This is a genomic window from Proteus penneri (genome assembly GCF_003144535.1).
GTDB lineage: Bacteria > Pseudomonadota > Gammaproteobacteria > Enterobacterales > Enterobacteriaceae > Proteus > Proteus penneri.
Genome location: NZ_PHFJ01000003.1, coordinates 302,455 through 328,481, shown reverse-complemented (window position 1 = coordinate 328,481; position 26,027 = coordinate 302,455). Strand labels below are relative to the sequence as shown.

Annotated in this window: 26 protein-coding genes; 22 read left to right on the top strand and 4 right to left on the bottom strand. The window is 38.7% G+C overall.

What is annotated here, in order from left to right:
* Positions 1 to 5: 5 nt before the first annotated feature.
* Together CUB63_RS06510 and dld are read left to right on the top strand one after the other, a co-directional pair.
* A complete protein-coding gene (locus CUB63_RS06510; RefSeq protein ID WP_072062723.1) occupies positions 6 to 893 on the top strand; it encodes a LysR family transcriptional regulator in 888 nt (295 codons plus the stop codon).
* Between the two features lie 232 nt (positions 894 to 1,125).
* Positions 1,126 to 2,895 carry a D-lactate dehydrogenase gene (gene dld / locus CUB63_RS06505; protein WP_109847708.1) on the top strand — a complete coding sequence of 590 codons (1,770 nt, stop codon included), beginning with the start codon at positions 1,126 to 1,128 and terminating at the stop codon, positions 2,893 to 2,895.
* A gap of 67 nt (positions 2,896 to 2,962) precedes the next feature.
* On the opposite strand, the gene sbcB is transcribed toward dld, so the two are convergent.
* Positions 2,963 to 4,393, bottom strand: a complete 1,431-nt coding sequence (gene sbcB, locus CUB63_RS06500; protein ID WP_109847707.1) for an exodeoxyribonuclease I — start codon at positions 4,391 to 4,393, stop codon at positions 2,963 to 2,965.
* Positions 4,394 to 4,750: 357 nt separating this feature from the next.
* On the opposite strand from sbcB, the gene CUB63_RS06495 reads away from it, so the two are divergent.
* A complete protein-coding gene (locus tag CUB63_RS06495; protein WP_109847706.1) occupies positions 4,751 to 6,013 on the top strand; it encodes an MFS transporter in 1,263 nt (420 codons plus the stop codon).
* A gap of 253 nt (positions 6,014 to 6,266) precedes the next feature.
* Entirely contained in the window at positions 6,267 to 6,605 is a 339-nt protein-coding gene (gene tmaR, locus CUB63_RS06490; protein WP_006537261.1) for a PTS system regulator TmaR, read from the top strand.
* Positions 6,606 to 6,792: 187 nt separating this feature from the next.
* Here the strand turns inward: tmaR and rne are convergent, their stop codons facing one another.
* Entirely contained in the window at positions 6,793 to 10,284 is a 3,492-nt protein-coding gene (gene rne / locus CUB63_RS06485) for a ribonuclease E (RefSeq protein WP_109847705.1), read from the bottom strand.
* 531 nt (positions 10,285 to 10,815) lie between these two features.
* On the opposite strand from rne, the gene rluC reads away from it, so the two are divergent.
* Positions 10,816 to 11,769, top strand: coding sequence for a 23S rRNA pseudouridine(955/2504/2580) synthase RluC (rluC, locus tag CUB63_RS06480; RefSeq protein WP_109847704.1), 954 nt, complete (start codon positions 10,816 to 10,818; stop codon positions 11,767 to 11,769).
* A 104-nt stretch (positions 11,770 to 11,873) separates the two neighbouring features.
* Here rluC and CUB63_RS06475 read toward each other — a convergent pair whose 3' ends face one another.
* Entirely contained in the window at positions 11,874 to 12,275 is a 402-nt protein-coding gene (locus CUB63_RS06475) for a hypothetical protein (protein ID WP_006537255.1), read from the bottom strand.
* A gap of 46 nt (positions 12,276 to 12,321) precedes the next feature.
* Positions 12,322 to 12,921, bottom strand: coding sequence for a Maf family protein (locus CUB63_RS06470; RefSeq protein ID WP_006537254.1), 600 nt, complete (start codon positions 12,919 to 12,921; stop codon positions 12,322 to 12,324).
* Between the two features lie 141 nt (positions 12,922 to 13,062).
* Here CUB63_RS06470 and yceD point away from each other — a divergent pair, with 141 nt between their 5' ends.
* From yceD to CUB63_RS06385, 17 genes are all read left to right on the top strand, one after another.
* Positions 13,063 to 13,596, top strand: coding sequence for a 23S rRNA accumulation protein YceD (yceD, locus tag CUB63_RS06465; RefSeq protein WP_006537253.1), 534 nt, complete (start codon positions 13,063 to 13,065; stop codon positions 13,594 to 13,596).
* A gap of 5 nt (positions 13,597 to 13,601) precedes the next feature.
* Positions 13,602 to 13,772: a 50S ribosomal protein L32 gene (rpmF, locus tag CUB63_RS06460; protein WP_006537252.1), complete on the top strand. Its 171-nt coding sequence runs from the start codon at positions 13,602 to 13,604 to the stop codon at positions 13,770 to 13,772.
* 24 nt (positions 13,773 to 13,796) lie between these two features.
* Complete coding sequence (plsX, locus tag CUB63_RS06455) at positions 13,797 to 14,834, top strand: phosphate acyltransferase PlsX (RefSeq protein ID WP_072062717.1); 1,038 nt, start codon at positions 13,797 to 13,799, stop codon at positions 14,832 to 14,834.
* A 4-nt stretch (positions 14,835 to 14,838) separates the two neighbouring features.
* A complete protein-coding gene (locus CUB63_RS06450) occupies positions 14,839 to 15,792 on the top strand; it encodes a beta-ketoacyl-ACP synthase III (RefSeq protein WP_006537250.1) in 954 nt (317 codons plus the stop codon).
* A 19-nt stretch (positions 15,793 to 15,811) separates the two neighbouring features.
* Positions 15,812 to 16,744: an ACP S-malonyltransferase gene (gene fabD / locus CUB63_RS06445; RefSeq protein ID WP_006537249.1), complete on the top strand. Its 933-nt coding sequence runs from the start codon at positions 15,812 to 15,814 to the stop codon at positions 16,742 to 16,744.
* 8 nt (positions 16,745 to 16,752) lie between these two features.
* Positions 16,753 to 17,487, top strand: coding sequence for a 3-oxoacyl-ACP reductase FabG (fabG, locus tag CUB63_RS06440; protein WP_006537248.1), 735 nt, complete (start codon positions 16,753 to 16,755; stop codon positions 17,485 to 17,487).
* A 157-nt stretch (positions 17,488 to 17,644) separates the two neighbouring features.
* Positions 17,645 to 17,881 carry an acyl carrier protein gene (acpP, locus tag CUB63_RS06435; protein ID WP_004247087.1) on the top strand — a complete coding sequence of 79 codons (237 nt, stop codon included), beginning with the start codon at positions 17,645 to 17,647 and terminating at the stop codon, positions 17,879 to 17,881.
* Positions 17,882 to 17,955: 74 nt separating this feature from the next.
* Positions 17,956 to 19,197, top strand: coding sequence for a beta-ketoacyl-ACP synthase II (gene fabF, locus CUB63_RS06430; protein WP_072062715.1), 1,242 nt, complete (start codon positions 17,956 to 17,958; stop codon positions 19,195 to 19,197).
* Positions 19,198 to 19,328: 131 nt separating this feature from the next.
* On the top strand, positions 19,329 to 20,156 hold the full coding sequence (gene pabC / locus CUB63_RS06425; RefSeq protein WP_109847703.1) for an aminodeoxychorismate lyase: 828 nt from the start codon (positions 19,329 to 19,331) through the stop codon (positions 20,154 to 20,156).
* Between the two features lie 17 nt (positions 20,157 to 20,173).
* Complete coding sequence (gene mltG / locus CUB63_RS06420; RefSeq protein ID WP_109847702.1) at positions 20,174 to 21,196, top strand: endolytic transglycosylase MltG; 1,023 nt, start codon at positions 20,174 to 20,176, stop codon at positions 21,194 to 21,196.
* 2 nt (positions 21,197 to 21,198) lie between these two features.
* Positions 21,199 to 21,846, top strand: coding sequence for a dTMP kinase (gene tmk / locus CUB63_RS06415; RefSeq protein ID WP_072062712.1), 648 nt, complete (start codon positions 21,199 to 21,201; stop codon positions 21,844 to 21,846).
* Positions 21,843 to 22,829, top strand: a complete 987-nt coding sequence (gene holB, locus CUB63_RS06410; RefSeq protein ID WP_006537240.1) for a DNA polymerase III subunit delta' — start codon at positions 21,843 to 21,845, stop codon at positions 22,827 to 22,829. Before tmk ends, holB begins: the two co-directional genes overlap by 4 nt.
* Positions 22,830 to 22,900: 71 nt before the next feature.
* Positions 22,901 to 23,686 carry a metal-dependent hydrolase gene (locus CUB63_RS06405; RefSeq protein WP_006537239.1) on the top strand — a complete coding sequence of 262 codons (786 nt, stop codon included), beginning with the start codon at positions 22,901 to 22,903 and terminating at the stop codon, positions 23,684 to 23,686.
* Between the two features lie 41 nt (positions 23,687 to 23,727).
* Complete coding sequence (gene hinT / locus CUB63_RS06400; protein ID WP_036913377.1) at positions 23,728 to 24,078, top strand: purine nucleoside phosphoramidase; 351 nt, start codon at positions 23,728 to 23,730, stop codon at positions 24,076 to 24,078.
* Between the two features lie 39 nt (positions 24,079 to 24,117).
* Entirely contained in the window at positions 24,118 to 24,519 is a 402-nt protein-coding gene (locus CUB63_RS06395; protein WP_006537237.1) for a YcfL family putative periplasmic lipoprotein, read from the top strand.
* A 17-nt stretch (positions 24,520 to 24,536) separates the two neighbouring features.
* Positions 24,537 to 25,118, top strand: coding sequence for a penicillin-binding protein activator LpoB (locus CUB63_RS06390; protein WP_006537236.1), 582 nt, complete (start codon positions 24,537 to 24,539; stop codon positions 25,116 to 25,118).
* The gene (locus CUB63_RS06385) at positions 25,081 to 25,995 is read left to right on the top strand and encodes a phosphotransferase (protein WP_232240051.1); all 915 of its coding nucleotides are present in this window, start codon (positions 25,081 to 25,083) and stop codon (positions 25,993 to 25,995) included. Before CUB63_RS06390 ends, CUB63_RS06385 begins: the two co-directional genes overlap by 38 nt.
* The last annotated feature ends 32 nt before the right edge of the window (positions 25,996 to 26,027 follow it).

Genomic DNA, 26,027 nt, shown 5'->3' with positions numbered 1-26,027 from the left:
GACTAATGGATATTCGTGCATTACGTTATTTTGTTGAAGTCGTCCAATTAAATGGCTTTAGCCGAGCTGCTGATGCTCTATTTATTACTCAGCCTGCAATTAGTCGTAGTATTAAAAAATTAGAAAATGAATTAGGTGTTATTTTATTAGTAAGAGAAGTCGATGGCGTAAGGTTAACGGATGATGGCGCGATACTTTTTGAACATGCAAAAAAAATACTCGCACAATTTAATAGTATGAATAAAGCGATACAAGACAAGTCAGGGCCATTGACAGGGACATTAAATGTGGGATTACCTCCGGTAATAGCTTCGACGTATTTTGCCGATATTATTATGGCATTTAGTTCTCTACACCCTCAGGTTGAACTAAAAATATTTGAATTGGGAACTAAACAAATGGCAGAAGCAATGATAGAGGGAAAAGTGGAAACAGCGGCCGTAGTATTACCTTTTAATAATGACATATTTGAATTAACACCTTTTTCAGAAGAAAGCTTGATGCTATTAGTCTCTCCATCACATCCTTTGGCCATCAAAAAAGAAGTACATTTTAAAGAGTTGATTAATGAACCGTTTATTTTTTTCTCTGAAGATTTTCGTATTAATGATTTAGTTTATAGTGCCTGCGGTATTTATAATACAAAGCCTATTATTGCAGGACGTAGTAATCATTTAGATTTAATTATAGCGATGGTAAAAGCGGGTGTAGGTGTAACGCTACTGCCTGGAAGTATGTGTAATAAAAATCCCATTGATGATTTAGTGGTACTTCCTGTTATTAAACCTACATTGTCATATCAATTGGCATTAGCAAATAATAAAAATAGTTATAAAAGTCGAAGTTGCCGAGCATGGGAGCGGCTAGCAAGAGAAAAGCTAATAATAGAATAAAATAGCAAATTGAGGCTTATCTATATTCTATTTAAGAAATAAATATCAAAAATTTTTTTAAATAACAAAAATGGCTGGACATAAAATATGTTGTTTTTTGAGGAAATATGAATAGCTGTATAAAAGCAGTTATATAAATGATAAGTTTATATTTTGCACGTAGCCTTATGAGTAATAATAAAAGCGAGCAAAATACAAATTAATCAGACAAGACAGGAATAGGATAGGGAAAATGAATGAGAGTAATAGCTCTGTAAATCAACATTTTATTCGTAAACTTGAAAGTATTGTTGGTAAAAAACAGGTATTAACACAAGCACATAAAACAGAACGTTATCGTAAAGGCTTTCGTTCAGGACAAGGCAAGGCATTAGCAGTTGTATTTCCTGCCAACTTATTAGAACAATGGCGTGTTTTTAAAACCTGTGTTGAAGCTGATAAAATTATTATTATGCAAGCGGCGAATACGGGATTAACCGAAGGTTCGACACCTAATGGTGATGATTATGATAGAGATATCGTGATTATTAGTACATTGCGCCAAGATAAAATACAGGTTCTTTCAGAGCATAATCAAGTTATTGCCTTTCCTGGTAGTACGCTGTGGCATTTAGAAAAAGTATTGAAGCCATTGGGGCGTGAACCACACTCTGTTATTGGCTCGTCTTGTATTGGTGCTTCTGTTATTGGCGGGATCTGTAATAACTCCGGCGGAGCTTTAGTTCGTCGAGGGCCTGCTTATACCGAATTATCACTATATGCTCGTGTGAATGAAGAGGGCGAAGCTGAATTAGTTAACCATTTAGGTATTGATTTAGGCGAGACTCCAGAAGAAATATTAACCAATTTAGATAATCGCCATTATCACGAGGATCAGATACAAATGACAGAGAAATTAGCCTCTGATCATGAATATCATGAACGTGTGCGTGATGTAGATGCCAATACGCCTTCTCGATTTAATAATGATGAACGCCGTTTATATGAGGCTGCGGGTAGTGCGGGTAAATTATCTGTATTTGCTGTGCGATTAGATACATTCCCTGCGGATCATCGTACTCAAGTCTTTTATATTGGTACTAATAATCCGGACGAACTAGAAGATATTCGTCGTCATATCTTAAGTCATTTTAAAAAATTACCTGTTGCTGGGGAATATATGCATAGAAGCTATTATAAAATGGCTGAAGTGTATGGAAAAGATACGTTTTTGGTGATTGATAAATTAGGCACAGATAAAATGCCAATATTATTTGCCGTAAAAGGGCGAGTAGATGCGGTATTAAATAAAGTTCCTTTTTTACCTAAAAATCTGGTGGATAGAACCATGCAGTTTATGAGCAAATTATGGCCTGCTCATTTACCAGAGCGCATGACAGACTTTCGTGATAAATATGAACATCATCTCATGTTAAGAATGGCAGATGATGGAATTGAAGAAGCTGCAACTTATTTAAAAGAATACTTTAAACAAGCTTCAGGTGATTATTTCGAATGTACTGAAGAAGAGGGAAATAAAGCCTTTTTGCATCGTTTTGCCGCTGCCGGTGCTGCTGTCCGTTATCACGCTGTACATGTGAATGACGTAGAAGATGTATTGCCATTAGATATTGCATTGCGCCGTAATGACAGAGATTGGTTTGAAAAATTACCACCAGAAATAGAAAGCAAATTACTTTATAAACTCTATTGTGGACATTTTATGTGTCACGTTATGCATCAAGACTACATTATTAAAAAAGGTGTTGATGCGAAGGCGCTAAAAGCAGAAATGTTAGCGTTATTAGATAAACGTGGGGCAGAGTATCCCGCAGAGCATAATGTAGGTCATATGTATTATGCCAAGCCTCAATTAAAAGCGTTCTATAAACATAACGATCCAACCAATAGTATGAACCCAGGTATAGGTAAAACCTCGAAATTGAAATATTGGGGAGAAGAGTGTGGATGTGGGCAGGCTCACTCTGAGGTTAAAACTGAAAGTATTGAAACCAAAAAATAATCGCTTTGTGTCGTGTTTATTAAGTTAAAAAGAAAGGCAGGATAAAACCTGCCTTTTATCTTATTGTCTAACTTGCAATATCTTGAGCATATAGATAAAGCTCTTGTAGTTGTTTTAGTTTCTCTTCGTTATCGCTATATTTTTCTGCTAATAGCTGGATTGTATTGATATATTCATTCAGCTTCTCTGGTGTTAACATCTCTTTTCTATGTGCTAACCAACGTTGTTGCTCATCATAATTGAGAGTAGAAGGATAATTTCTCGCACGATAACGGAAAAATAGCGGCTCCATTCTCGCATCTTCAAATGTTAAATCTAAAGCAGGTAAATTTTGTGGTTGCGTTGAGCGAATAATTTCCATCGCACTACGATCATTTTCACTGAAAAAGCCATTATAAATTTGAGAATCAACATCGTCAGAGACAACAAAAGGAGTTTGTTGAGCGAAGAGTTCTACGACTTTATTACGTATTTCAGGATGTGAAAATAAAATGGCTTGATTGTTTAAACAAGTATCAACATCTAAACCAATTCTATCTGCATCTTGTGGTCTTAATGTATTTTGTGGAGCCACAATAGGGCATTTATTAATATGCAGCAATTTAATTGGAACAGGGGGTTCATCAACTGCCAATTCACTGCGTGGCGTATATAAACGCTCTCGTAATTGGTCTGATGTTAAGGTTAATAGCGGGGATATATCCGCAGATAAATCGCACACAATAACAGCATTACGATTATCAGGGTGCCATGCCAATGGTGCTACAAGACTTAAATTAGAACGAGCCGCACCAAACATACCTGAAACATGTACAATTGGCGTCATGGCGGGAATATCAATTAACGCCTGAACTTTACGTTTATCGCGCAAATTGAAGAAATAATCAAACATACGCGGTTGAGCTTGTTTCAATTTTTTTGCCATCGCAATGGTGGCGTAGACATCAGACATTGCATCATGTGCATTCTCATGAGAGATGCCATTGGCTTTGGTTAATAGCTCTAGACGAAAGCTTGGGAAACCGTCTTCATTTTCAGGCCAAACAATACCTTCTGGACGCAGTGCATAACAGGCTCGTAAAACATCGAGCAAATCCCACCGAGAATTTCCTTTTTGCCAACTATAGGCATAAGGATCATAAAAATTACGATAAAGGATATTACGGGTTACTTCGTCATCAAATCGAAGGTTGTTATAACCCATAATACAGCTATTAGGTTGACTAAAAGCTTGATGAATTTGACGCGTAAACTCAGCTTCAATTAACCCATTTTTTGCCGCAATTTGTGGGGTGATCCCCGTGATCATTACCGCTTCGGGATGGGGTAAATAATCGTCATTAGGTTTGCAATAAATAACGAGAGGATCTTCAATTATGTTGAAATCCATATCAGTTCTTATACCCGCAAATTGAGCAGGGCGATCTAGCGCTGGGTGTGTACCAAAGGTCTCGTAGTCATGGATGTAAAATGTGGACGTTTTCGCTGAATTAGACAAGGTTTCCTACCGTAAATTTACTGATGATTTTTTCAATCATTACTCAATGAGTTGTATTGGGTTTAATTGAAACCATGGTAAACCATAATGTGGTAAACGTGAAATATCCTATGCAAATGGTTTTATTTGAAAGTGATAGAATATAAATGTAGGCTTTTTTTCTAAAAAGAGTACTTATTTGTATCTTTAACACTAAGCCACTAAGATAAAAGAAGAAAGTAGATCCAGAACACATAACTTAAATTGTTAACGTTAACTTATGTGCTTCATATCACATTAAAGCGACATAATTGTTTGTGAATCCAAAAGTTAACGTTAACATTTAAAGGTGAAATGACTTTATAAGGCGCTCAACAAATGAACAAAGACTCAAAAAAATACTATGCGATCTTAAGCGCGTTGTTATTTTTCTTCTTTTTTACCTGGTCTTCATCATTTTCATTAGTTTCCATTTGGTTAAATCAGTATGTAGGATTAAAAGCGACTGATACGGGATTAATATTCTCTGCTATTTCTTTGATTGCATTATGTGCTCAACCTTTATATGGCTTTATTCAAGATAAATTAGGGCTAAGAAAGAATTTATTATTAGTGATTGCAGTATTACTTATTCTTTCTGGACCATTTTTTCTAGGTTTCGCATCAATATTACGTTGGAATATTTTTGTTGGATCGATTTTAGGGGGCTTATATGTAGGTATGACTTTTAACGCAGGTATTGGCGTATTAGAGTCATATACAGAGCGTGTTAGTCGTATTCGCGGTTTTGAATACGGTAGGGCAAGAATGTGGGGATCATTGGGTTGGGCATCTGCAACATTTATTGCAGGACACAATATAAATATCGATCCTAATTACAATTTTGTGATGGCTTCTATTTCTGGTGTTGTGTTCTTAATTCTTTTAGCGCTGTTAAAAACTGATAAATCAGACGCATTTAATCAATTAGAGCATGGAAAAACATCGGCTATCACTATAAAAGATGCACTGAATTTACTTTCATTACCTCGTTTTTGGGCACTTATTTTGTTTGTTATTGGCACTTGTGTTTATGGGGTTTATGACCAACAGTTTCCCGTCTTCTTCTCATCGCAATTTGCGACCTTACAGCAGGGGAATGAGATGTACGGATATCTGAATTCATTGCAGGTATTCTTAGAAGCTGGTGGTATGTTTATCGCGCCTTTCCTTGTAAATAGAATAGGTGCTAAAAACGGCTTATTACTGGCAAGCAGTGTTATGGCTGCACGTATTATTGGCTCAGGACTAGTCGAAGGGCCTGTCTTGATCTCTTGTATGAAATTATTACATGCTGTTGAACTGCCGATTTTATTAATTTCAATTTTTAAATATAACAGCCAACATTTTGATAAACGTTTATCTTCAACACTTTATTTAGTCGGTTTTCAATGTGTGAGCTCTATTGTTGCGACATTATTATCTCCATTGGCTGGTTATGGGTATGATCATTTTGGGTTTGCACCAACTTATATGGTGATGGGATGTATTGTGATAGGGACAACACTTCTCTCAGCTGTATTTTTGCGTTCAGATGCGAAAGCGTTACAGCAACTTGATGGCTTACAACATGAAGATAAAAATAAAGCACAACTTATTTAGTTGCTCATTAATTTATCCTTTGTTGTGTCGATTAGGCTACCAGTAAAAATGTGTAGCCATTTTCTTATCATTAATTAAGTGAACATTTACGGGTTAAAGAATGTTGACTATATTTATTAATATATCATCCTAATTAATTGTTAATTAAGTAAAATCAATTAAATTTGTAAACTTTGCTTGTTTATTGACACGATTAAGCGATAATCTTAAACAGAACTATTTATCTTAAATATCAATTGTAAAGGTGTAGGAAATGGATAACGCAAACAAGCCGTCTTTCCAAAACGTACTGGAGTTTGTGCGTATGTATCGTCGTAAAAACAAAATCCGTCGTGAGATCACTGACAATGAGAAAAAGATCCGTGATAACCAAAAACGTGTTCTTTTGTTAGACAACTTAAGTGAATACATTAAACCGGGTATGTCAATTGAAGATGTACTGGGTATTATTGCGAACATGCGCAGTGACTATGATGATCGTGTTGACGATTACATTATTAAAAATGCAGACCTGTCTAAAGAACGCCGTGAGCTTTCTAAACAGTTAAAAGCGATGGGTGAAATTAAAAATATTCCTGATCTAAAAGACTGATTGCTTTACTAAGAATAAAAGATTGAAGGCCTCTGAATTGAATATTTAGAGGTCTTTTTTATTTTTACCTTAACCTTAATAAGTACTAAGTTAATTTACTAATAGTTATCTCCAAAAAAAAGAACCCACTCAAAGTGGGTTCTTAATTTAGAAGTATTATCAAGATATTCTTAATAACACCTTATTATCAGTTTTGACTTTCAGCTTTTGCCATTTCTGAAGAAGCGTGATTAGTAGAACAATGTCCACCGGCACCTGTGCGGCCTTTCTTATCAAAAGCAGGACGTGCTTCCCACGCTTTGATCTCAATTGCGACAGTAGGTTCATCAGATGCTGGCGCTTTTGTCATTGGTGCACTTGCATGAAGTTGGCGTACTACCGGCTCTTGACGAATAATCACGGCTGTAGGTTTGCTTTCTTTTACTGGTACCGACTCTGCTTCTACTGTAGGTGTCGCACTCTCATTTTCTTCAGGCTGACTTTCAATAACCGTTTTAACGATAGGCTCAGCAACTGTTTCAACAATAGCTTCAACATCACTTTCTTTATGTTGCTCAGTTGTTTCTTCGGTTGTAACTGAAGTAGCAACAACTTGAGGCTCAGAAGTAGATGTTTCAGTCACTTCGCGTTCTACTGGTGCAATGACTTCTTGTGTCACGTTTTCAGTCACTGCATCTGTTTCTGCTTGTTGTGAAGCTTCATGCATATAAGCCTCGGTTGTGTTTAATACCGCAGAAATATTTTCTTTACGAGTAACATGCTCTTCGGTATTCACATCATCGATAACGTTGTTGACAACACTTTCTTCAACTTGGTTCTCAATGTTATTTGCTTCTGCAGGTGCTAATTGTGGCTCTACTGCAATAATTTCAGCAACAGCTTCAGTGGTTGATTCAGAGCTAACAGTCACAGTGTAGGTGGATTCTGTGGTATCCGCTTGTTCCACTTTTGCCACAATGGCTTCTGAAACCGCTGGTGTGATAGCTACCATTTGTGGATCTTTATGAGTAATAATGTGGTTTCCAACAGAAACGTCATTGTTGTTTTCAACATTATTTTCAATAAATGGTGCATCACTTATTGGTGTGATTGGATAGTGAATGAAGACTTTACCTGAAGCAAGTTCAGGAGAAGCAACCGCCATTGCCAAAGGCATTGGTGATACGGTTAAAGTTCGTTCATCACGATAGCGACGACGACGTTGACCACTTACACGTAAATGACGAGGTGAACGGCGAGAACGACGAGGCATAACATTATCCTGTCCGTTATTATCTTCGTTCTTATTCTCATCTTGTGATTTAGTTGCATCAGGTAATGCTTTTACAGCTTGAGCTTCATTAGTTTCAACGTTTGCAACAGTGACTGCTTTAGGTGCTGATTTTTCAGTTGGTGCAACTTTCGTTTGTGTTGTTGCAACTGGTGGTTCAGAAACTGCTTTTTCCGTCGTAGCTGGCACAACTGTTGATGCATTATCATTGTCAGTCACACGTACAGATTGTGTTAATTGACGACGATTACGGCGTTGCATAACAGGGCGACGAGGTTCTTCTTTCTTCTCATTAGCACTGTCTTTTGCAACGGTATCATTTTCAGCCAGAGCAGCTTGAGCTTTAGCCGCTTCTTGTTGTTGACGTTTTTCTTCTTGACGACGACGTTGTTCAGCACGTTGTTCACGACGCTGCTGACGACGTGCTTCGCGTTCTGCAATCTCTTGTTCACTGCTAACTTCAGTTGTTGGTGTCGCTTGTGTTTTTTGATTGCGATTCTTGCGATTGTCTTCGCTATTTGCATTATCACGATTACGATCGTTATCACGGTCACGGCGATTATTGTTGTTACGTCGATTATTGTTATTACGACGTTCACGACGATTTTCGTTATTCTCTTTCTTATTTTCCTGTGGTTTTTCTTGTGTTACCACAGGCTCTGGTTCGCTACTAAATAAGTTAGAGAAGAATTTGGCGATAGAGCTAAAGAAACCTGTAGCTTGAGCTTGTTCTGTTTTAGCAGCTTTAGCTTGGGGTTGAGGGGCTTTTTTATTTTTCGTCGTCGTTTCTGGCGTGTCTTCTTCTTGCAATCCAAAAGCTGAAATAGCAGGTTGTTCAGGCGCTTTACGCTCTGTAACAACATCGTCATCAGCTTCATTTAACTGACTTTCATGGAATTGGGCTAAGTTGTAGCTTAGAGAGGTAATTTCTTCGCCCTTACGCACACGAATAACAGAGAAATGAGGCGTTTGCATTTGGTCATTAGGAACAATAACCACTTTGACATTAGATTGACGTAATTCAATATCAGTTACAGCTTTTCGTTTTTCGTTAAGCAAATAAGAGGCGATTTGAACAGGTACAATCGCATGCACTTCATGGGTATTTTCTTTAAGTGCTTCTTCTTCGATAAGACGTAACACAGAAAGTGACAGTGATTCGTTATCACGAATAGTACCAGTGCCTAAGCAACGAGGACAAACGTGATGGCTTGATTCACCTAATGAAGGGCTTAAACGTTGACGAGACATCTCTAATAAGCCAAAGCGAGAGATACGTCCAATTTGAATGCGAGCACGATCTTGGCGAACAGCTTCGCGCATTCTGTTTTCAACTTCACGCTGATGGCGCACCGGCGTCATGTCGATAAAGTCGATAACAATTAAACCACCGAGGTCGCGTAAACGTAATTGGCGTGCAATTTCGTCAGCAGCTTCTAAGTTAGTATTGAATGCTGTTTCTTCAATATCACCACCACGCGTTGAACGAGAGGAGTTAATATCAATCGCCGTTAATGCTTCAGTTGTATCAATAACTAAAGCGCCACCAGAAGGTAGGCGAACTTCACGCTGAAACGCAGATTCAATCTGTGATTCAATTTGATAATGGCTAAATAGAGGAACTGCACCTGTGTAATGGCGAATTTTGCTAGCAAAATCACCACGACCAATCGCTTCAATATGGCTACGCGCCATTTCAACGATTTTTGCGTTATCAATTAAAATCTCACCAATATCAGGACGTAAGTAGTCGCGGAATGCACGAACGATTACGTTACTTTCCTGATGGATTAAGAATGGAGCAGGGCGATTCTCTGCTGCTTTCTTAATAGCATCCCAATGTCTTAGACGATAGCTTAAGTCTTGTTGTAGTGCTTCAGCCGATTTACCGACACCAGCAGTGCGTACAATCAGACCCATGCCATCTGGGATTTCAAGGCTTGATAAAGCTTCTTTGAGTTCAGTACGGTCTTCACCTTCGATACGGCGAGAAATACCACCTGCACGAGGATTATTTGGCATTAAGACCAAATAACTTCCTGCTAGGCTGATAAAAGTGGTTAATGCTGCACCTTTATTACCACGCTCCTCTTTATCAACTTGAACAATAACTTCCTGGCCTTCTTTTAAGGCATCTTTGATGTTAGGACGACCATGAGAGTGATAATTACTAGGAAAGTATTCGCGGGCTATTTCTTTGATAGGAAGGAAACCGTGGCGTTCCGCACCATAATCAACAAAAGCGGCTTCTAGGCTGGGTTCAATTCTAGTAATTTTACCTTTATAGATATTTGCTTTTTTCTGTTCATGACCGGGGCTTTCGATATCCAGATCGTACAAACGTTGCCCATCGACAAGGGCAACACGCAACTCTTCCTGCTGAGTTGCGTTAATTAACATTCTTTTCATATTGTGACTTACTCGTTATTTTCACGTTTTATAATGTGCCACTAACATACGTAATTACACTATTGATAACCGATGACCTCGTGTCTTTTACAGATGCGTCAACCTCACGGTTGTCGATTGTATAGAGATGCAATATGTCGGTGAGTCTGATTTTCAGTTCAAAAATTCAGCACTGTTTAATTGAAAACGATGTTTCAACTCAATAAGCGATGTATTTGTGGCATACTAAATTGTTTGATTTTCGACTATGTCTTACGCCATTGCTGCATTTTGAAAATCAAACAAACAAAATTTTCATAAATATACCTGATAAACATAATCAGGAGAGTCTGCATTATTCCATTGGTGTTAGGGTTATAGCAAGATGACTTTTCTGCTTTGGTGACTTTTTCTGTATAAATATGAGAGATTAGCTAATGTTTCGTCTTTTTCCCATTATTCAGGTTAAAATAGACGACAGATTTGATGTTATTTTGTACACCACAAAGTAGTTTGTTATTTTTATTTTAAGAGAGCCAAAGAATCGCCACTATGAAATCATTTAATCAAGTTCAGTTCGTCACCATTGATGGCGATGAAGCAGGCCAGCGTATCGACAATTTTTTACTGGCACGCTTAAAAGGTGTACCAAAAAGTATGATTTACCGAATTATTCGTAAAGGGGAAGTTAGAGTTAACAAAGGGCGAATTAAACCTGAATATAAACTCAATGCGGGTGATAGCATCCGTATTCCTCCTGTGCGAGTGTCGGAAAAAGAAGAAGTCGCTGTATCACCAAAACTTGATAAAGTCTCAGCGTTGGCAAATTGTATTTTATATGAAGATGACCACTTAATGCTTATCAATAAGCCTTCTGGCACGGCTGTTCATGGGGGAAGTGGGTTAAGCTTTGGTGTGATTGAAGGCTTACGAGCATTGCGTCCAGAAGCCCGTTTTTTAGAGCTTGTACATCGTCTTGATAGAGATACATCGGGTGTGTTGTTAATTGCAAAAAAACGTTCAGCATTGCGTGCTTTGCATGAGCAATTACGCTTAAAACAGATGCAAAAAGATTATTTAGCCTTAGTGCGTGGTCAATGGCAATCCCACACTAAAGTTGTTCAGGCTCCGTTATTGAAGAATATTCTTCAAAGCGGTGAGCGAGTGGTTAAAGTGAGCAATGAAGGAAAACCTTCAGAGACACGTTTTAAGGTTGAAGAGCGTTTTGAATTTGCCACACTTGTGAAAGCAAGTCCTGTAACAGGCAGAACTCACCAAATTCGTGTACATACATTACATGCAGGTCATCCTATTGCATTTGATGATCGTTATGGTGATCGTGATTTTGATTCACAATTGGTAGGAACAAAACTTAATCGCTTATTTTTACATGCAAGCTCTTTGACATTTACTCATCCTTCAACAGGTGACCAAATGCGAATTGAAGCGCCAATGGATAATCAGTTACGCTGTTGTTTACAAGTATTACGCAGTCAAAAATCTTAAATCGAAAATTTTTATTTCGACAGAAAATCTGAATACCCAATGCGCCCAGTTAGCTGGGCGTATTGCTTTTCTTAAACCACTAAAAAAGTGAATAGAAAATAGGGTTAACCTTCCACTTTTGTCATACATTGCTCAACAATTTTATCAATGTTCCACTCTTTAGGCATTGATGTTGAACCGTTTTTGCGCATTTCCATATCTACACGGATAAATTCAGTAATTCCGTAATCTTTAATAATGCCGTCGTAAGTACATTCACATACTTCAGCAATTTGAGGAATTAACGCATCATCGGTAATACCAGAACCCAATATGCAACTACTGACAAAATTCTTTTTAAATAAGGATGTGCTGTCATCTTTTTTGTCTGAAATCACACTGTCTTGGATAGTATTTGTTGTGTTAGTTGTTTTTGTTGTCGAAATTTCAGTGTCTTTTTCATCAGAACAACCCACTAATGCTATTGCCACCACTAAAGCTGTTAAGACTGATGTTAATTTATTCATAATACGCTTTATCGCTACATAAGATTAAAAATGAAGATGATCAGGTTTATTTTTGATCATCAGAGAAAAATAATGGGTTTATTCTTTGTGAGAGTAACATTTTATTCAATCGGATAAGTGGTAAACCAATTAAAGAATTTGGATCGTCACCGACAAACTTATCAAATAGAGTAATGCCTAGCCCTTCAGATTTAAAACTGCCAGCACAATTAAAAGGCATTTCTTTATTTAAATAGCAGATAATTTCTTCATCAGTTAAATGACGAAAGTAAACTTGGAATAATTCACAATGCGTTTGATGTTCTAAAGTTAGGCTATTATATACAGTTAATCCGGTGTAGAACGAGATACACTGTCCTGAAGCTTGTTTTAGTTGTGCAAAGGCATTATCAAAATTATGGGGTTTTCCCGTGATCTTTTCATTCAACACACAAACTTGATCAGAACCAATTATAAGGTGTTGTGGAAATTTTGCTTGTAAAGCGCTGGCTTTTTCATAGGATAAGCGGTTGACAAGATCTTGAGCACATTCAGTGGGCTTCGGGGTTTCGTCAATATCGGGAGATGCCTGTATAAAGGGCATTCCAAGCTTTTTCAGCAACTGAGCTCGAAAGGGTGAAGTAGACGCAAGAACGAGTGGCAACATATTTTTTTTAAAATCCGTAGCAAAATGATGCCTGACATTCTAAACTATGCGCCGCTGATAAAGCGAATTTTGGTGGAAAGGTGTAGATAACCCGCCTTTTTCTTTGACTATATTCCATTACAAAGATAATATGCGCGCCTTATGCAAAAGGTAAAATTACCCCTGACCATTGATGCGCTGCGAGCAGCTCAAAAGAATTTAGACTATGACGGTCATTATTCTCCAGAGCAAGTAAGCCGCTTAGCTGAATCGGTGGTCAGTGTGGACAGTGATATTGATGTGGTTTTATCATTTGATATTGACCATCAACGTCTTGCCGTGATTAAAGGACATTCCGATGTGGATGTGACTTTAGAATGTCAACGTTGTGGTGGCCATTTTCCGTATCATGTTCACGCAACATATTGTTTTAGCCCTGTTGTCAGTGATGAACGGGCCGAGGCATTACCGGAAGAATATGAACCAGTCGATGTAAACGAATTTGGTGAAATAGATTTACTGGCGATGATTGAAGATGAAATAATCCTCAACTTGCCGGTGGTTCCGGTACATGATTTTGAACACTGTGAAGTGTCCGACGCGGATATGGTGTTTGGTGAACTCCCTGAAGAATTATCAGAGAAACCAAATCCATTTGCCGTATTAGCCAGTTTAAAGAAAAGTACTAAGGAGTAAGGTCAATGGCCGTACAACAAAACAAACCAACTCGTTCTAAACGTGGTATGCGTCGCTCTCATGACGCACTGACAGTAACTCAGGTTTCTGTTGACAAAACTTCTGGTGAAACTCACCTGCGTCACCATGTAACTGCTGACGGTTACTACCGTGGCCGCAAGGTTATCAACAAGTAATTAGCTTTATAGCTCGTTGATACCTTGACAAATCTAACCATAGCGTTAGATGCGATGGGCGGGGACTTCGGTCCTCGCATCACAGTGCCTGCTTGTTTGCGGGCGCTGGCATCTAATCCTCATTTAAAAATATTGCTGGTAGGTCAACCAGACTCTATCTCCCCTCTGCTTGCAAATCAAAATGCTGAGCTAATCACCCGTTTACAAGTTATACCCGCAGAACATATTGTCGCCAATGATGCCAAACCTTCACAAGCCATTAGAGCAAGTAAAGGTACATCAATGCGAGTGGCTCTTGATCTGGTGAAAACAGGTGAAGCACAGGCTTGTGTAAGTGCAGGGAATACTGGCGTATTGATGGGATTAGCAAAACTTCGACTTAATGCTATCGATGGAATTGAACGTCCTGCACTGGTTTCGGTATTACCTAATCAGAAAAAAGGTAAGACGGTTGTTCTAGATTTAGGCGCTAACGTTAATTGTGATAGCAAAATGCTAGTGCAGTTTGCGGTAATGGGCGCAGTGATGGCCGAAGAGATAGCAGGGATTGATTCACCAAAAGTGGCACTTTTAAATATTGGTGAAGAAGAGAGTAAGGGATTAGATAATATCCGCGAAGCTGCTACGGTATTAAAATCGACATCTAATATCAATTATATTGGTTATGTTGAAGGTAATGAATTACTGACAGGCAAAACAGATGTATTGGTGTGTGACGGCTTCGCAGGTAATGTCTCTCTTAAAACGATGGAAGGAGTGATTCGAGTTTTCCTTTCATTGATTAAATCTTCTACTACCGAAAATAAAAAAACGTCGTGGTGGATGAAAATATTGAAGAAGTGGTTACAAAAACGGCTAATTAAGCGTTTTGGACACATGAACCCCGACCAGTATAACGGTGCTTCTCTGTTAGGATTACGCGGTATCGTCATTAAGAGCCATGGTGGCGCAAATGAAAGCGCGTTTACAGCAGCAATAGAACAGGCTGTTCATGCCGTTGAGCGAAAAATCCCAGAACGGATCGCTTCTCGACTGACAACAGTATTACCCAAGAGCGATTGATAGAATGTATACAAAAATCTTAGGTACTGGTAGTTACTTGCCTGTACAAGTGCGAACTAATGCCGATTTAGAAAAAATGGTTGAAACATCTGACGAATGGATTGTTACCCGAACAGGTATTAATGAACGTCGGATTGCAACAGAAGAAGAATCTGTTGCTGTGATGGGCGCGGGTGCGGCTGAAAAAGCACTAGAAATGTCTGGTATTGATAAGCAAGACATTGGATTGATTGTTGTTGCTACAACATCAGGCTCACATGCATTTCCAAGCGCAGCATGTCAGATTCAAAATGCGTTAGGTATCAATGATTGCATCGCTTTTGACGTTGCAGCTGCATGTTCTGGCTTTGTTTATGCATTAAGCATTGCTGATCAATTTATTAAAGCTGGTTCTGTTAAGCATGCTCTTGTGATTGGTGCTGATAGATTATCCCATGCGTTAGATCCTAACGATCGTGGCACCATTATTTTATTTGGTGATGCAGCAGGTGCAGCAGTCGTGGGGGCGTCAGAAGACGAAGGTATTATTTCTACCCATTTACATTCAGATGGGCGTTTTGGTGATTTATTAGCATTACCTTATCAGCGTAAAGAAAATGAAGATTTACCTGCTTACGTTACCATGGCAGGAAATGAAGTCTTTAAAGTCGCAGTTCGTGAACTTGCCCACATTGTGGATGAGACACTAGAAGCTAACAAAATTGATAAATCTGAACTGGACTGGCTTGTGCCTCATCAGGCAAATTTAAGAATTATTTCAGCGACAGCGAAAAAGCTGGATATGACAATGGATAAAGTAGTGGTGACATTAGATCGCCACGGCAATACGTCAGCAGCATCAGTCCCAACAGCATTAGATGAAGCTGTAAGAGATAATCGCATTCAACGTGGTCAGTTAATCTTACTGGAAGCGTTTGGTGGCGGTTTTACTTGGGGTTCTGCACTTATCCGTTTTTAATATTATCAGGAAAATAAATATGACTGATTTTGCAATGGTTTTTCCCGGACAGGGATCACAATCTGTTGGAATGCTTGCAGAACTTGCAGAGCAATATCCAATTGTGACTGAAACATTCGCTCAAGCATCTGATGTATTGGGTTACTCTCTTTGGGACTTAGTTCAGAATGGTCCAGAAGAAGAGTTAAACAAAACATGGAAAACACAGCCAGCGTTATTAGCCGCTTCTGTTGCAATCTGGCGTGTATGGCAAGAAAAACAAGGCAAAATGCCACAAATGATGGCAGGTCACAGTCTTGGTGAGTATTCTGCTTTAGTGTGTGCGGGAGTTATTGATTTCGCTGCTGCAATTAAATTAGTAGAATTACGTGGTCAACTGATGCAAGAAGCCGTGCCAGCAGGCACTGGTGCAATGTATGCGATTATCGGTTTAGATAATGACGCTATTGCAAAAGCTTGTGAAGAAGCTGCGCAAGGACAAGTTGTTTCACCAGTAAACTTTAATTCACCAGGCCAAGTTGTTATCGCAGGTAACAAAGAAGCCGTAGAACGCGCTGGTGTGTTATGTAAAGAAGCGGGTGCTAAACGTGCTTTACCATTAGCAGTAAGCGTGCCTTCGCATTGTGCTTTAATGAAGCCAGCTGCTGATAAGCTTGCGGTTGCATTACAAGAAATTGAATTTAAACAACCTGAAATTCAGGTCGTTAATAACGTTGATGTGAAAGCGCAAACTGATGCGAATGCTATCCGTGATGCGTTAGTTCGTCAGCTTTATAACCCAGTTCGTTGGACTGAAACGGTTGAATTTATCGCTGAAAAAGGCATCACACAACTATTAGAAATCGGTCCAGGAAAAGTATTAACTGGTTTAACCAAACGTATTTCTAAAGAAATGAACGCTGCAGCAGTTAATGATATTGCATCATTAGATGCTGCATTAGGAAATGACTGAGGGATCTCATGGGATTTGACGGAAAAATAGCGCTAGTTACTGGTGCAAGCCGTGGTATTGGCCGTGCGATTGCAGAAGATTTAGTTGCACGCGGTGCAACAGTAATTGGTACAGCAACGAGTGAAAACGGTGCACAAGCTATTAGCGAATATTTAGACGGTAAGGGTAAGGGTTTTGTGTTAAACGTCACAGAAAACGACTCTATCGAAAAATTTTTAGCAGATGTGCGTGCTGAATTTGGCGAAATTGATATTTTAGTCAATAATGCAGGTATTACTCGTGATAACCTGTTGATGCGCATGAAAGATGATGAATGGCAAGATATCATTGACACTAATCTTTCATCAGTCTTCCGTCTGTCTAAAGCAGTTATGCGTGCTATGATGAAAAAACGTTATGGTCGTATAATTACCATTGGTTCTGTTGTTGGAACCATGGGTAACGCAGGGCAGGCAAACTACGCGGCGGCAAAAGCGGGTGTGATTGGTTTTAGTAAATCATTAGCACGCGAAGTTGCTTCCCGTGGCATTACGGTGAATGTTGTTGCTCCAGGCTTTATCGAAACTGATATGACTAGAGCATTAACAGACGACCAAAGAGCAGGTATTTTATCTCAAGTTCCTGCTAACCGTTTAGGTGATGCCAAAGAGATTGCCAGTGCTGTAGCCTTCTTAGCTTCTGATGAAGCGAGCTATATCACGGGTGAAACATTGCATGTCAATGGTGGCATGTACATGATCTAATTATGGGGACGTCTTTATATTTGCTTTTTGCGTACAATATAATGCAAAATATAGCGAATAAAGTAGTCCACACAGTCGGGATTGGTTAGATCTTTTCCTGTATTTATAAACTAAGAAAATCATCGCGCAAGCGAGTTTTGATAGGAAATTTAATAGTATGAGCACTATCGACGAACGCGTTAAGAAAATCATTGTTGAACAACTGGGTGTTAAAGAGGAAGAAGTTGTAAATTCAGCTTCATTTGTTGATGACTTAGGCGCTGATTCTCTTGACACAGTTGAGCTGGTAATGGCTCTGGAAGAAGAATTCGATATCGAAATCCCAGACGAAGAAGCAGAAAAAATTACTACAGTTCAAGCTGCTATTGATTACGTTGAAAACGCAGGTAAATAAGCTTGCTAATCTAGGCGGTCACTCGACCGCCTATATTTTTAATCCTAAACTTTTTCCCTCCTTGGAGGATAAGCGTGTCTAAGCGTCGTGTAGTTGTGACCGGACTAGGCATGTTATCTCCTGTCGGTAATAACGCAGAAGCTTCTTGGAAAGCTGTGTGTGCTGGACAGAGTGGTATCGGCCTTATCGAAGATTTTGACACCAGTCATCATGCGACTAAATTCGCTGGATTGGTAAAAGATTTCAATCATGAAGATTATAATCTTTCGCGTAAAGATGCGCGTAAGATGGATCTTTTTATTCAATATGGTATTGCAGCAGGTGTGCAGGCCATTGCGGACTCAGGTCTTGAAGTAACAGAAGCCAATGCAAGTCGTATCGGAGCTGCTATTGGTTCTGGTATTGGTGGCTTAGGCCTTATCGAAGAAAATCATACATCTATGATGAATGGTGGCCCTCGTAAAATTAGCCCATTCTTTGTACCTTCAACCATTATTAATATGGTTGCGGGGCATTTAAGCATTATGTATGGCCTTCGTGGCCCTACAATCTCTATCGCAACAGCGTGTACTTCAGGTGTTCATAATATTGGACATGCTGCACGTATTATCGCTTATGGTGATGCAGATGCAATGCTGGCAGGCGGTGCCGAAAAAGCGACTACACCATTAGGTTTGGGTGGCTTTGGTGCTGTTCGTGCATTATCAACACGTAACGACAATCCTCAAGCGGCTAGCCGTCCATGGGATAAAGAGCGTGATGGTTTTGTATTAGGTGATGGTGCGGGTGTTCTTGTTCTTGAAGAATACGAACACGCTAAAAACCGTGGTGCTAAAATTTATGCTGAAGTGGTTGGTTTTGGTATGAGCAGCGATGCTTATCACATGACTTCACCGGCAGAAAATGGCGAAGGCGGTGCGTTAGCAATGACAAATGCACTGAAAGATGCAGGTATTGCCTCATCAGAAGTGGGTTATATCAATGCACACGGTACATCAACGAATGCAGGCGACGTTGCTGAAGCACAAGCGGTAGAAAATGTATTTGGTAAAGGTACTGATGTATTAGTTAGCTCAACAAAATCTATGACAGGTCACTTATTAGGTGCTGCGGGTGCTATTGAGTCTATCTTTACAATCCTTTCACTGCGTGATCAAATCGTACCTCCAACAATTAACCTAGATAATCAAGACGAAAATTGTCATCTTGATTTTGTTCCTCATAAAGCCCGTAAAGTTGAGAACATGGACTATGCTCTGTGTAACTCATTTGGCTTTGGTGGTACGAACGGTTCAATTCTCTTTAAACGCGTATAAGCTGTTTTTTGTAGAAAGTTGAAATAATAAAAGACCCAGGATTATTCTGGGTCTTTTATTTTGTCCTTTTACTGCCAGTTGTTTTATCATGTGCAGATTGATATCAATAACATAGATGTAAGGTGTGTTAGATGTATTGGGTAAATGGACAACAGCAACAAAATGTAGATGCCAGTGATCGAGCAGTGCAATTTGGGGATGGCTGTTTTACAACACTTGCTGTTGAGCAGGGTGATCCCATTTTATTATCTGCACACATAAATCGTTTAAAACAAGGCTGTAACGCTCTCTTTTTACCGCATCCTAATTGGTTTGAACTTAAAAAGCAGATCATAGATATCGCCTCACAGGTTCAAACAAAAAGTGTGATTAAAATTATTATTAGTCGTGGTTATGGTGGACGAGGATATTCTTCCAATGGATTTATAACACCGACGGTAATAATGTCACTGTCATCTTATCCTACCCATTATCTCCACCAGCAACGTGCAGGTGTATCGCTTGGTATAAGTCCTGTTACTTTAGGGCAAAATCCTTTATTGGCTGGGATCAAACATCTCAATCGTCTTGAACAAGTCCTTATCAAATATCATTTAGAAAAAACAGAATTTGATGATGTTTTAGTGTGTGATAATGAAGGATATTTAGTGGAAGCGAATGCGGCGAATCTTTTTTGGCGCAAAGGAGATAGGCTTTTTACACCAAACCTGGCTAATTCAGGGGTAAATGGCATTATGCGTCAATCTATTTTTCAATTAGCTCAGAAAAATCATTGGCAAATTGATATTGTGAGAGAAAAAACAGAAACACTTTATCAGGCTGATGAAATATGGTTAACAAATGCGTTGATGCCAGTGATCCCTGTTTCACAAATCACTTTTTCAGATGATAAGTGCTATCAATATCCTAGTAGGGATTATTATCATGTTGTTTTACAACACAGCTTGTCACTTAAATAGAATTTAATGAGTTATAAATGAAGATAAAAAAAATAGTCTGGATAGTTTTTTTTGCCTTATTAATTAGTATCGGTGCAATAGCGTTGTATATGATGCAACATATTCGTGGTTTAGAAGAAAATGTTGTTGTAAAGCAAGATGAAATGCTACTCACAGTGCCAGCAGGAACAGGGCGCGTAGCCATGGAACAACTGCTAATAAAAAATAATCTACTTAACCAAGACGATTATTTTCAAATTTTACTAAAAGTAAAACCAGAGCTTAGCCAATTTAAAGCAGGAACCTATCGCTTAACAAAAGGGATGACATTGCGTGATGTTTTATTGTTGATCAAAAGTGGTAAAGAAGCTCAATTTACGATCCGTTTTATTGAAGGTAGCCGTTTACAAGACTGGCAATCTATTTTTGAACAAGCTCCGCAACTTACGACTGTCGCACACACAATGGATAGCGATAAATTACGTGAAGAAATAGGGATAAAACCTGAATTTGTTAACCTAGAAGGTTGGTTTGCCCCAGATACATACCATTACACCGCAGGTACGACCGATGTCGCAATTTTAAAGCGCGCCTACCAACAAATGGAAAAAACATTAGAAGAAGAGTGGATTAAACGCGATAGTGATCTACCGTATAAATCGGCTTATGAAATGCTTATCATGGCATCAATCATTGAAAAAGAGACGGGTATTGATGCTGAAAGAACAAAGGTGGCATCTGTTTTTGTCAATCGATTAAAAACTAATATGCGATTACAGACTGATCCAACGGTCATTTATGGTTTAGGTGATAAATATAGAGGCACGATTTATCGTAGTGATTTAAATGGCTATACACCTTATAACACCTATCAGATTGATGGCTTACCACCTACACCAATAGCAATGCCGGGCGTTGCTTCAATTAGGGCGGCTGCACATCCAGCAGATACTCGTTATCTCTATTTTGTTGCAGATGGAACGGGTGGCCATAAGTTTTCAACCACACTCAATGAACATAATAAAGCCGTCGCACAATATCGACGCTTACAACAAAGATAATTATGAACAACAGTAAATTTATTGTAATTGAAGGACTTGAAGGTGCTGGAAAAACCAGCGCAATCCAAACGGTTATCGATACACTTAAAGATAAAGGTATCACCAATCTGGCATTTACCCGAGAACCCGGTGGTACACCTCTTGCCGAAAAATTACGTGAGCTTATCAAACAAGGTATTGAGGGTGAAAAAGTTACGGATAAAGCCGAATTATTGATGCTATATGCAGCACGTGTTCAGCTGATAGAAAATGTGATAAAACCCGCGCTAGCAGAAGGTAAATGGGTGATTGGTGATAGACACGATCTCTCTTCACAAGCTTATCAAGGTGGCGGACGTGGCTTAGATAAAGATCTTATGTTGTCACTTCGTAATACGGTGCTTGGTAATTTTCGCCCTGATTTAACCTTATATCTTGATTTAGATCCGGCTATTGGGCTTACCAGAGCCCGTGCTAGAGGTGAATTAGACCGGATTGAAAAAGAATCAATGGATTTCTTTTATCGTACTCGTGAACGTTATCAAGCATTGGCTAAAGATGATGACACGATTATCACGATAGATGCATCTCAAGCAATTGATAAAGTACAAGCAGATATCCGTCAAATACTAACAGCGTGGTTAGTTCAGCAGGAAAATAAATCATTATGAATTGGTATCCTTGGCTAAATCAGGCATATCGACAACTTATTAGCATATATCAAGAAGGGCGTGGTCATCATGCTCTGCTTTTACATGCGATAGAAGGCATGGGAGGAGAAGCACTCTCTTATGGGTTAAGTCGTTGGTTAATGTGCCAGAATAGGCAGGGATTAAAAAGTTGTAACGAATGCCATAGTTGTCGCTTGATGCTTGCTGAAACACATCCAGATTGGCATATTTTGCAGAGTGAAAAGGGTAAGTCTTCGATTGGTATTGAAGCAGTAAGAAAAGTCACTGAAAAGCTGGAGCATCATGCTCAGCAAAGTGGTTTTAGAGTTGTTTGGATAAAAGACGTTGAAGCATTAACAGAAGCGGCAGCAAATGCATTGCTCAAAACGTTGGAAGAACCCCCTAAAGACACCTATTTTTTACTGAATTGTCAGCATCCAGAGGTTTTATTAGCGACATTGCGTAGTCGTTGTTTTTATTACCATTTAGCAACGCCTAATCTTCAACATGCAACGCACTGGTTACAGCAACAATTACCAAACATACCTTATGCAAATAGTGTAACGGCATTAAATTTATCGCAGAACGCTCCAGTTTTAGCGCTTTCCTTATTGAAAGATGAGTGGAAAGAAAGAGAGATTTTTTGCCAAGCTTTATATACAAGCATACAACAGCATGATTTATATTCATTTTTACCACAATTAAATCAAGATAATGCCGAGCGTCGCTTATACTGGCTATTATCATTACTGCTTGATGCATTAAAATACCAAACCAATGCACAAGTGTATTGTGTTAATCAGGATCAGCAAGCATTGATTATGGCGTTATCACAATGGTCTTCGGATATTTTGTTATCCACTATTGATGGATGGAAACAGTGTCGTTATCAGTTAATGACCATCCCCGCGTTAAATAGAGAATTATTACTAGTAGAACAGCTACTAGATTGGGAAAATCAGCTAACCACAAAAATTAATTAACTATATATTAATTATAATTTAGCTGTAATAAAAAACACCTATAAGTCGTACCAGATAAATGAGAGTAAGTTATGTTTTTAGTTGATTCACACTGCCATCTCGACTGCTTAGATTATGAAAAATTACATGAAAATATTGATGATGTTGTCGAAAAAGCACAGCAGCGTGATGTTCAATATATGTTAGCAGTGGCAACCACATTACCGGGTTTTAATAGAATGCGTGAGCTAATCGGTAAACGTGACAACATCGCCTTTTCTTGTGGGATCCACCCTTTAAATTTAGATGAAGGTTATGATGTTGAAGAATTAGCACGTTTAGCTACCGCACCTGATGTTGTGGCTTTAGGTGAAACAGGGCTAGATTACTATTACCAACAAGAAAATGCGGCTCTGCAACGTGAAATTTTCCGTGAGCATATTCGAATTGGACGCCAAGTTAATAAACCCGTTATTGTGCATACACGCAGTGCTCGCGAAGATACCTTATCTATTTTAAAAGAAGAGAAAGTTCAAGATTGTGGCGGTGTTCTGCATTGCTTTACTGAAGATAAAGAGACAGCAACAACATTACTTGATCTTGGAATGTATATCTCTTTTTCTGGTATCGTGACATTTAGAAATGCGGAACAAATTAGAGAGGCTGCTCGTATTGTTCCTCTTGATCGAATTTTAATTGAAACAGACTCCCCTTATCTAGCGCCAGTACCTCATCGCGGAAAAGAAAACCAACCCGCTTATGTTCGTGATGTTGCAGAGTATATGGCTGTCTTAAAAGGGGTAAGTGTTGAAGAGTTAGCGCAACAAACAACGCGTAATTTTGCTAAGCTCTTTCATATTCAAAACTTGCCTGCTTAATAGATTAATCAGGAATTAAAATAAACAATAAGGTGATGGAAATGGCAGAAGAAACAATTTTCAGTAAAATTATTCGTGGTGAAATTCCAGCCAATATCGTTTTTCAAGATGATACAGTGACTGCATTTCGTGATATTTCACCTCAAGCACCCACTCATATTTTGATTATTCCTAATAAACTTATTCCTACTGTAAATGATGTTACTGCAGAAGATGAGCAAGTATTAGGACACCTTTTTGTTGTTGCGGCAAAAATAGCTCAACAAGAAGGTATTGCTGAAGACGGCTATCGCCTAGTGATGAACTGCAATAAACATGGTGGACAAGAAGTTTTCCATATTCATATGCATTTGCTTGGTGGAAAACCATTAGGGCCATTATTAAGTCAATGATCGGTATGATGCTAAAAGCGAGATAACAGGAAGTAATACATGATAAGACAAAGTAAGGCTATTTACTCATTACTTATCGCTATGTGTATGACGACATTGCTCTCTGGGTGTTTATCATCTCATTCAGATAATAAACTCTATTTTAATCGTCAGCAGGCTATTATTATGGAGTCATCGGTCTTAGCTGTGGGAATTGTGGCGGGACAACCCGCCCTTGAACACCATACTAACGGCACAAGAGCGACAGTTATGCTGTCAAATACACAATCTTACCCTGTTTCAATTCGCTATCGCTTTTATTGGTATAACGAGCAAGGGCTTGAAGTATCTCCTGCTGGACATGTAAATGATGTGACTATTCTTGGTGATGGTGATACCGAAATTAGCGGTGATATACCAGATAAAACCATTAGTTATGTCAGAGTTTATCTCTTTATTTAGGATAAGGTAACACGAGCATGAAAAGAGTTCTATTTGTGGCGATGTCTGTGTTTTTATTAGCAGGTTGTCCGTCTATGTTGCCACAACAACCGCCTGTACCTGTAGAGCCTGTGACACCTACAGAGCCAGTAGAGCCACCTAAACCGATAGAGCCACCAATTGAAGTTGTGCCGACACCACCTAAAATCACAAGTATTAATTGGAATGCAGCCGTCACTCCTTTAATTAGAGAAATGGCAGTTACTGGTGACTTAGAAGTGGGTAAGCTTATCGTTGTTGATAATGTTAAAAATAATTCAGGTGGGAACATCCAAGCAGTAAATGCAACCAATACAATTATTGAATCAGTTAATAGTATTAGTGCATTGCAAACTGTGCCTTATACGCAAATGATGTCTGCACGGAAGGCGCTTGGTTTATCTGGTGAAGATAGCCTAGGTCTTCGTAGTGCCGCTATTGGCTTAGCCCGCTATTTGAAAGCTGATTATATTTTATTCTCAACTGTTGATGGTAAAAAAGATAATCGTGTGATCAGTATGCAGTTAATGTCGGTTTCTTCTGGTGAAATTCTTTGGAATGGGCGCCATAAGGTTGAATGATCCGCATTACTCCAGTTTGCTTAATGCCTTGCAAGCACTTTTCCCTGCAACGGCATTAAGTAAATGGAAAATCATTGCATTAGAAGGATCTGGCGGTGGCGCTTTTCGTGTGCAATGTGCAGATATTGACTGGGTTGCCCGCTATTATGGTGATGAAAAAAAAGCGCTTTATGTACATGGAAGAAAAGAATACGCCATTTTAAAACAGCTATCAGGCTCTAATTTATCGCCAAAAGTTGCTACACGCTATAAAGAGTGGTTTTTTCTTTATTGGTTACAGGGTGAACATCTTACTCATCAATCACTTTTTAGTACTTATTTAAAGCCATTGGCTGAAAAAATAGCCATACTTCATCAATACACACCGTTAGGCTTCCCTCTTAACTTAAATCATGAATTATTAATTTATTGGCAGTGTATTGATAGAAAACGTTTATCTGCTAAATGGTTACGTTTACAACAACATTTTTTACGCCAACCGCGATGCAATCTCATAAAATACGCGCCTGCTCACATGGATTTACATGTTGAGAATATTCTTCTTAGTGATTCCGGTATAAAATTTATTGATTGGGAATATGCAGCCGATATTGATACAGCAGATTCGTTGATGACGTTTTTTGCGACAAATCAACTCAATGAAGTGCAACAAAATATGTTTTTGGATTATTACTGTTCGTATCATTGTCATTATACTCAATCCAAAGAAACAGACATTTATTCTGTGAAGGAGCTGAGAACGCGTATTTTTTCAAGAGAACCATTCATTTTTTATATGATGCTAATGTGGTATGAAGTCCGTTGGCAACAAACAAAAGATGAGTCATTTTTAATAATGTCTGAACCTTTACGTCGTTATTTTAGTCTGATGAATTAAAGACATTATCTTGTCACAATTACAAAGAGAGG

Coding starts and splice junctions, on each gene's coding strand:
- yceD (WP_006537253.1), top strand. CDS start 13,063: ATGCAAAAGGTAAAATTACCCCTGACCATTGATGCGCTGCGAGCAGCT.
- fabD (WP_006537249.1), top strand. CDS start 15,812: ATGACTGATTTTGCAATGGTTTTTCCCGGACAGGGATCACAATCTGTT.
- CUB63_RS06395 (WP_006537237.1), top strand. CDS start 24,118: ATGATAAGACAAAGTAAGGCTATTTACTCATTACTTATCGCTATGTGT.
- CUB63_RS06450 (WP_006537250.1), top strand. CDS start 14,839: ATGTATACAAAAATCTTAGGTACTGGTAGTTACTTGCCTGTACAAGTG.
- rluC (WP_109847704.1), top strand. CDS start 10,816: ATGAAATCATTTAATCAAGTTCAGTTCGTCACCATTGATGGCGATGAA.
- rpmF (WP_006537252.1), top strand. CDS start 13,602: ATGGCCGTACAACAAAACAAACCAACTCGTTCTAAACGTGGTATGCGT.
- rne (WP_109847705.1), bottom strand. CDS start 10,284: ATGAAAAGAATGTTAATTAACGCAACTCAGCAGGAAGAGTTGCGTGTT.
- CUB63_RS06510 (WP_072062723.1), top strand. CDS start 6: ATGGATATTCGTGCATTACGTTATTTTGTTGAAGTCGTCCAATTAAAT.
- holB (WP_006537240.1), top strand. CDS start 21,843: ATGAATTGGTATCCTTGGCTAAATCAGGCATATCGACAACTTATTAGC.
- mltG (WP_109847702.1), top strand. CDS start 20,174: ATGAAGATAAAAAAAATAGTCTGGATAGTTTTTTTTGCCTTATTAATT.
- tmk (WP_072062712.1), top strand. CDS start 21,199: ATGAACAACAGTAAATTTATTGTAATTGAAGGACTTGAAGGTGCTGGA.
- pabC (WP_109847703.1), top strand. CDS start 19,329: ATGTATTGGGTAAATGGACAACAGCAACAAAATGTAGATGCCAGTGAT.
- CUB63_RS06405 (WP_006537239.1), top strand. CDS start 22,901: ATGTTTTTAGTTGATTCACACTGCCATCTCGACTGCTTAGATTATGAA.
- CUB63_RS06470 (WP_006537254.1), bottom strand. CDS start 12,921: ATGTTGCCACTCGTTCTTGCGTCTACTTCACCCTTTCGAGCTCAGTTG.
- acpP (WP_004247087.1), top strand. CDS start 17,645: ATGAGCACTATCGACGAACGCGTTAAGAAAATCATTGTTGAACAACTG.
- fabG (WP_006537248.1), top strand. CDS start 16,753: ATGGGATTTGACGGAAAAATAGCGCTAGTTACTGGTGCAAGCCGTGGT.
- hinT (WP_036913377.1), top strand. CDS start 23,728: ATGGCAGAAGAAACAATTTTCAGTAAAATTATTCGTGGTGAAATTCCA.
- CUB63_RS06390 (WP_006537236.1), top strand. CDS start 24,537: ATGAAAAGAGTTCTATTTGTGGCGATGTCTGTGTTTTTATTAGCAGGT.
- CUB63_RS06475 (WP_006537255.1), bottom strand. CDS start 12,275: ATGAATAAATTAACATCAGTCTTAACAGCTTTAGTGGTGGCAATAGCA.
- tmaR (WP_006537261.1), top strand. CDS start 6,267: ATGGATAACGCAAACAAGCCGTCTTTCCAAAACGTACTGGAGTTTGTG.
- CUB63_RS06495 (WP_109847706.1), top strand. CDS start 4,751: ATGAACAAAGACTCAAAAAAATACTATGCGATCTTAAGCGCGTTGTTA.
- dld (WP_109847708.1), top strand. CDS start 1,126: ATGAATGAGAGTAATAGCTCTGTAAATCAACATTTTATTCGTAAACTT.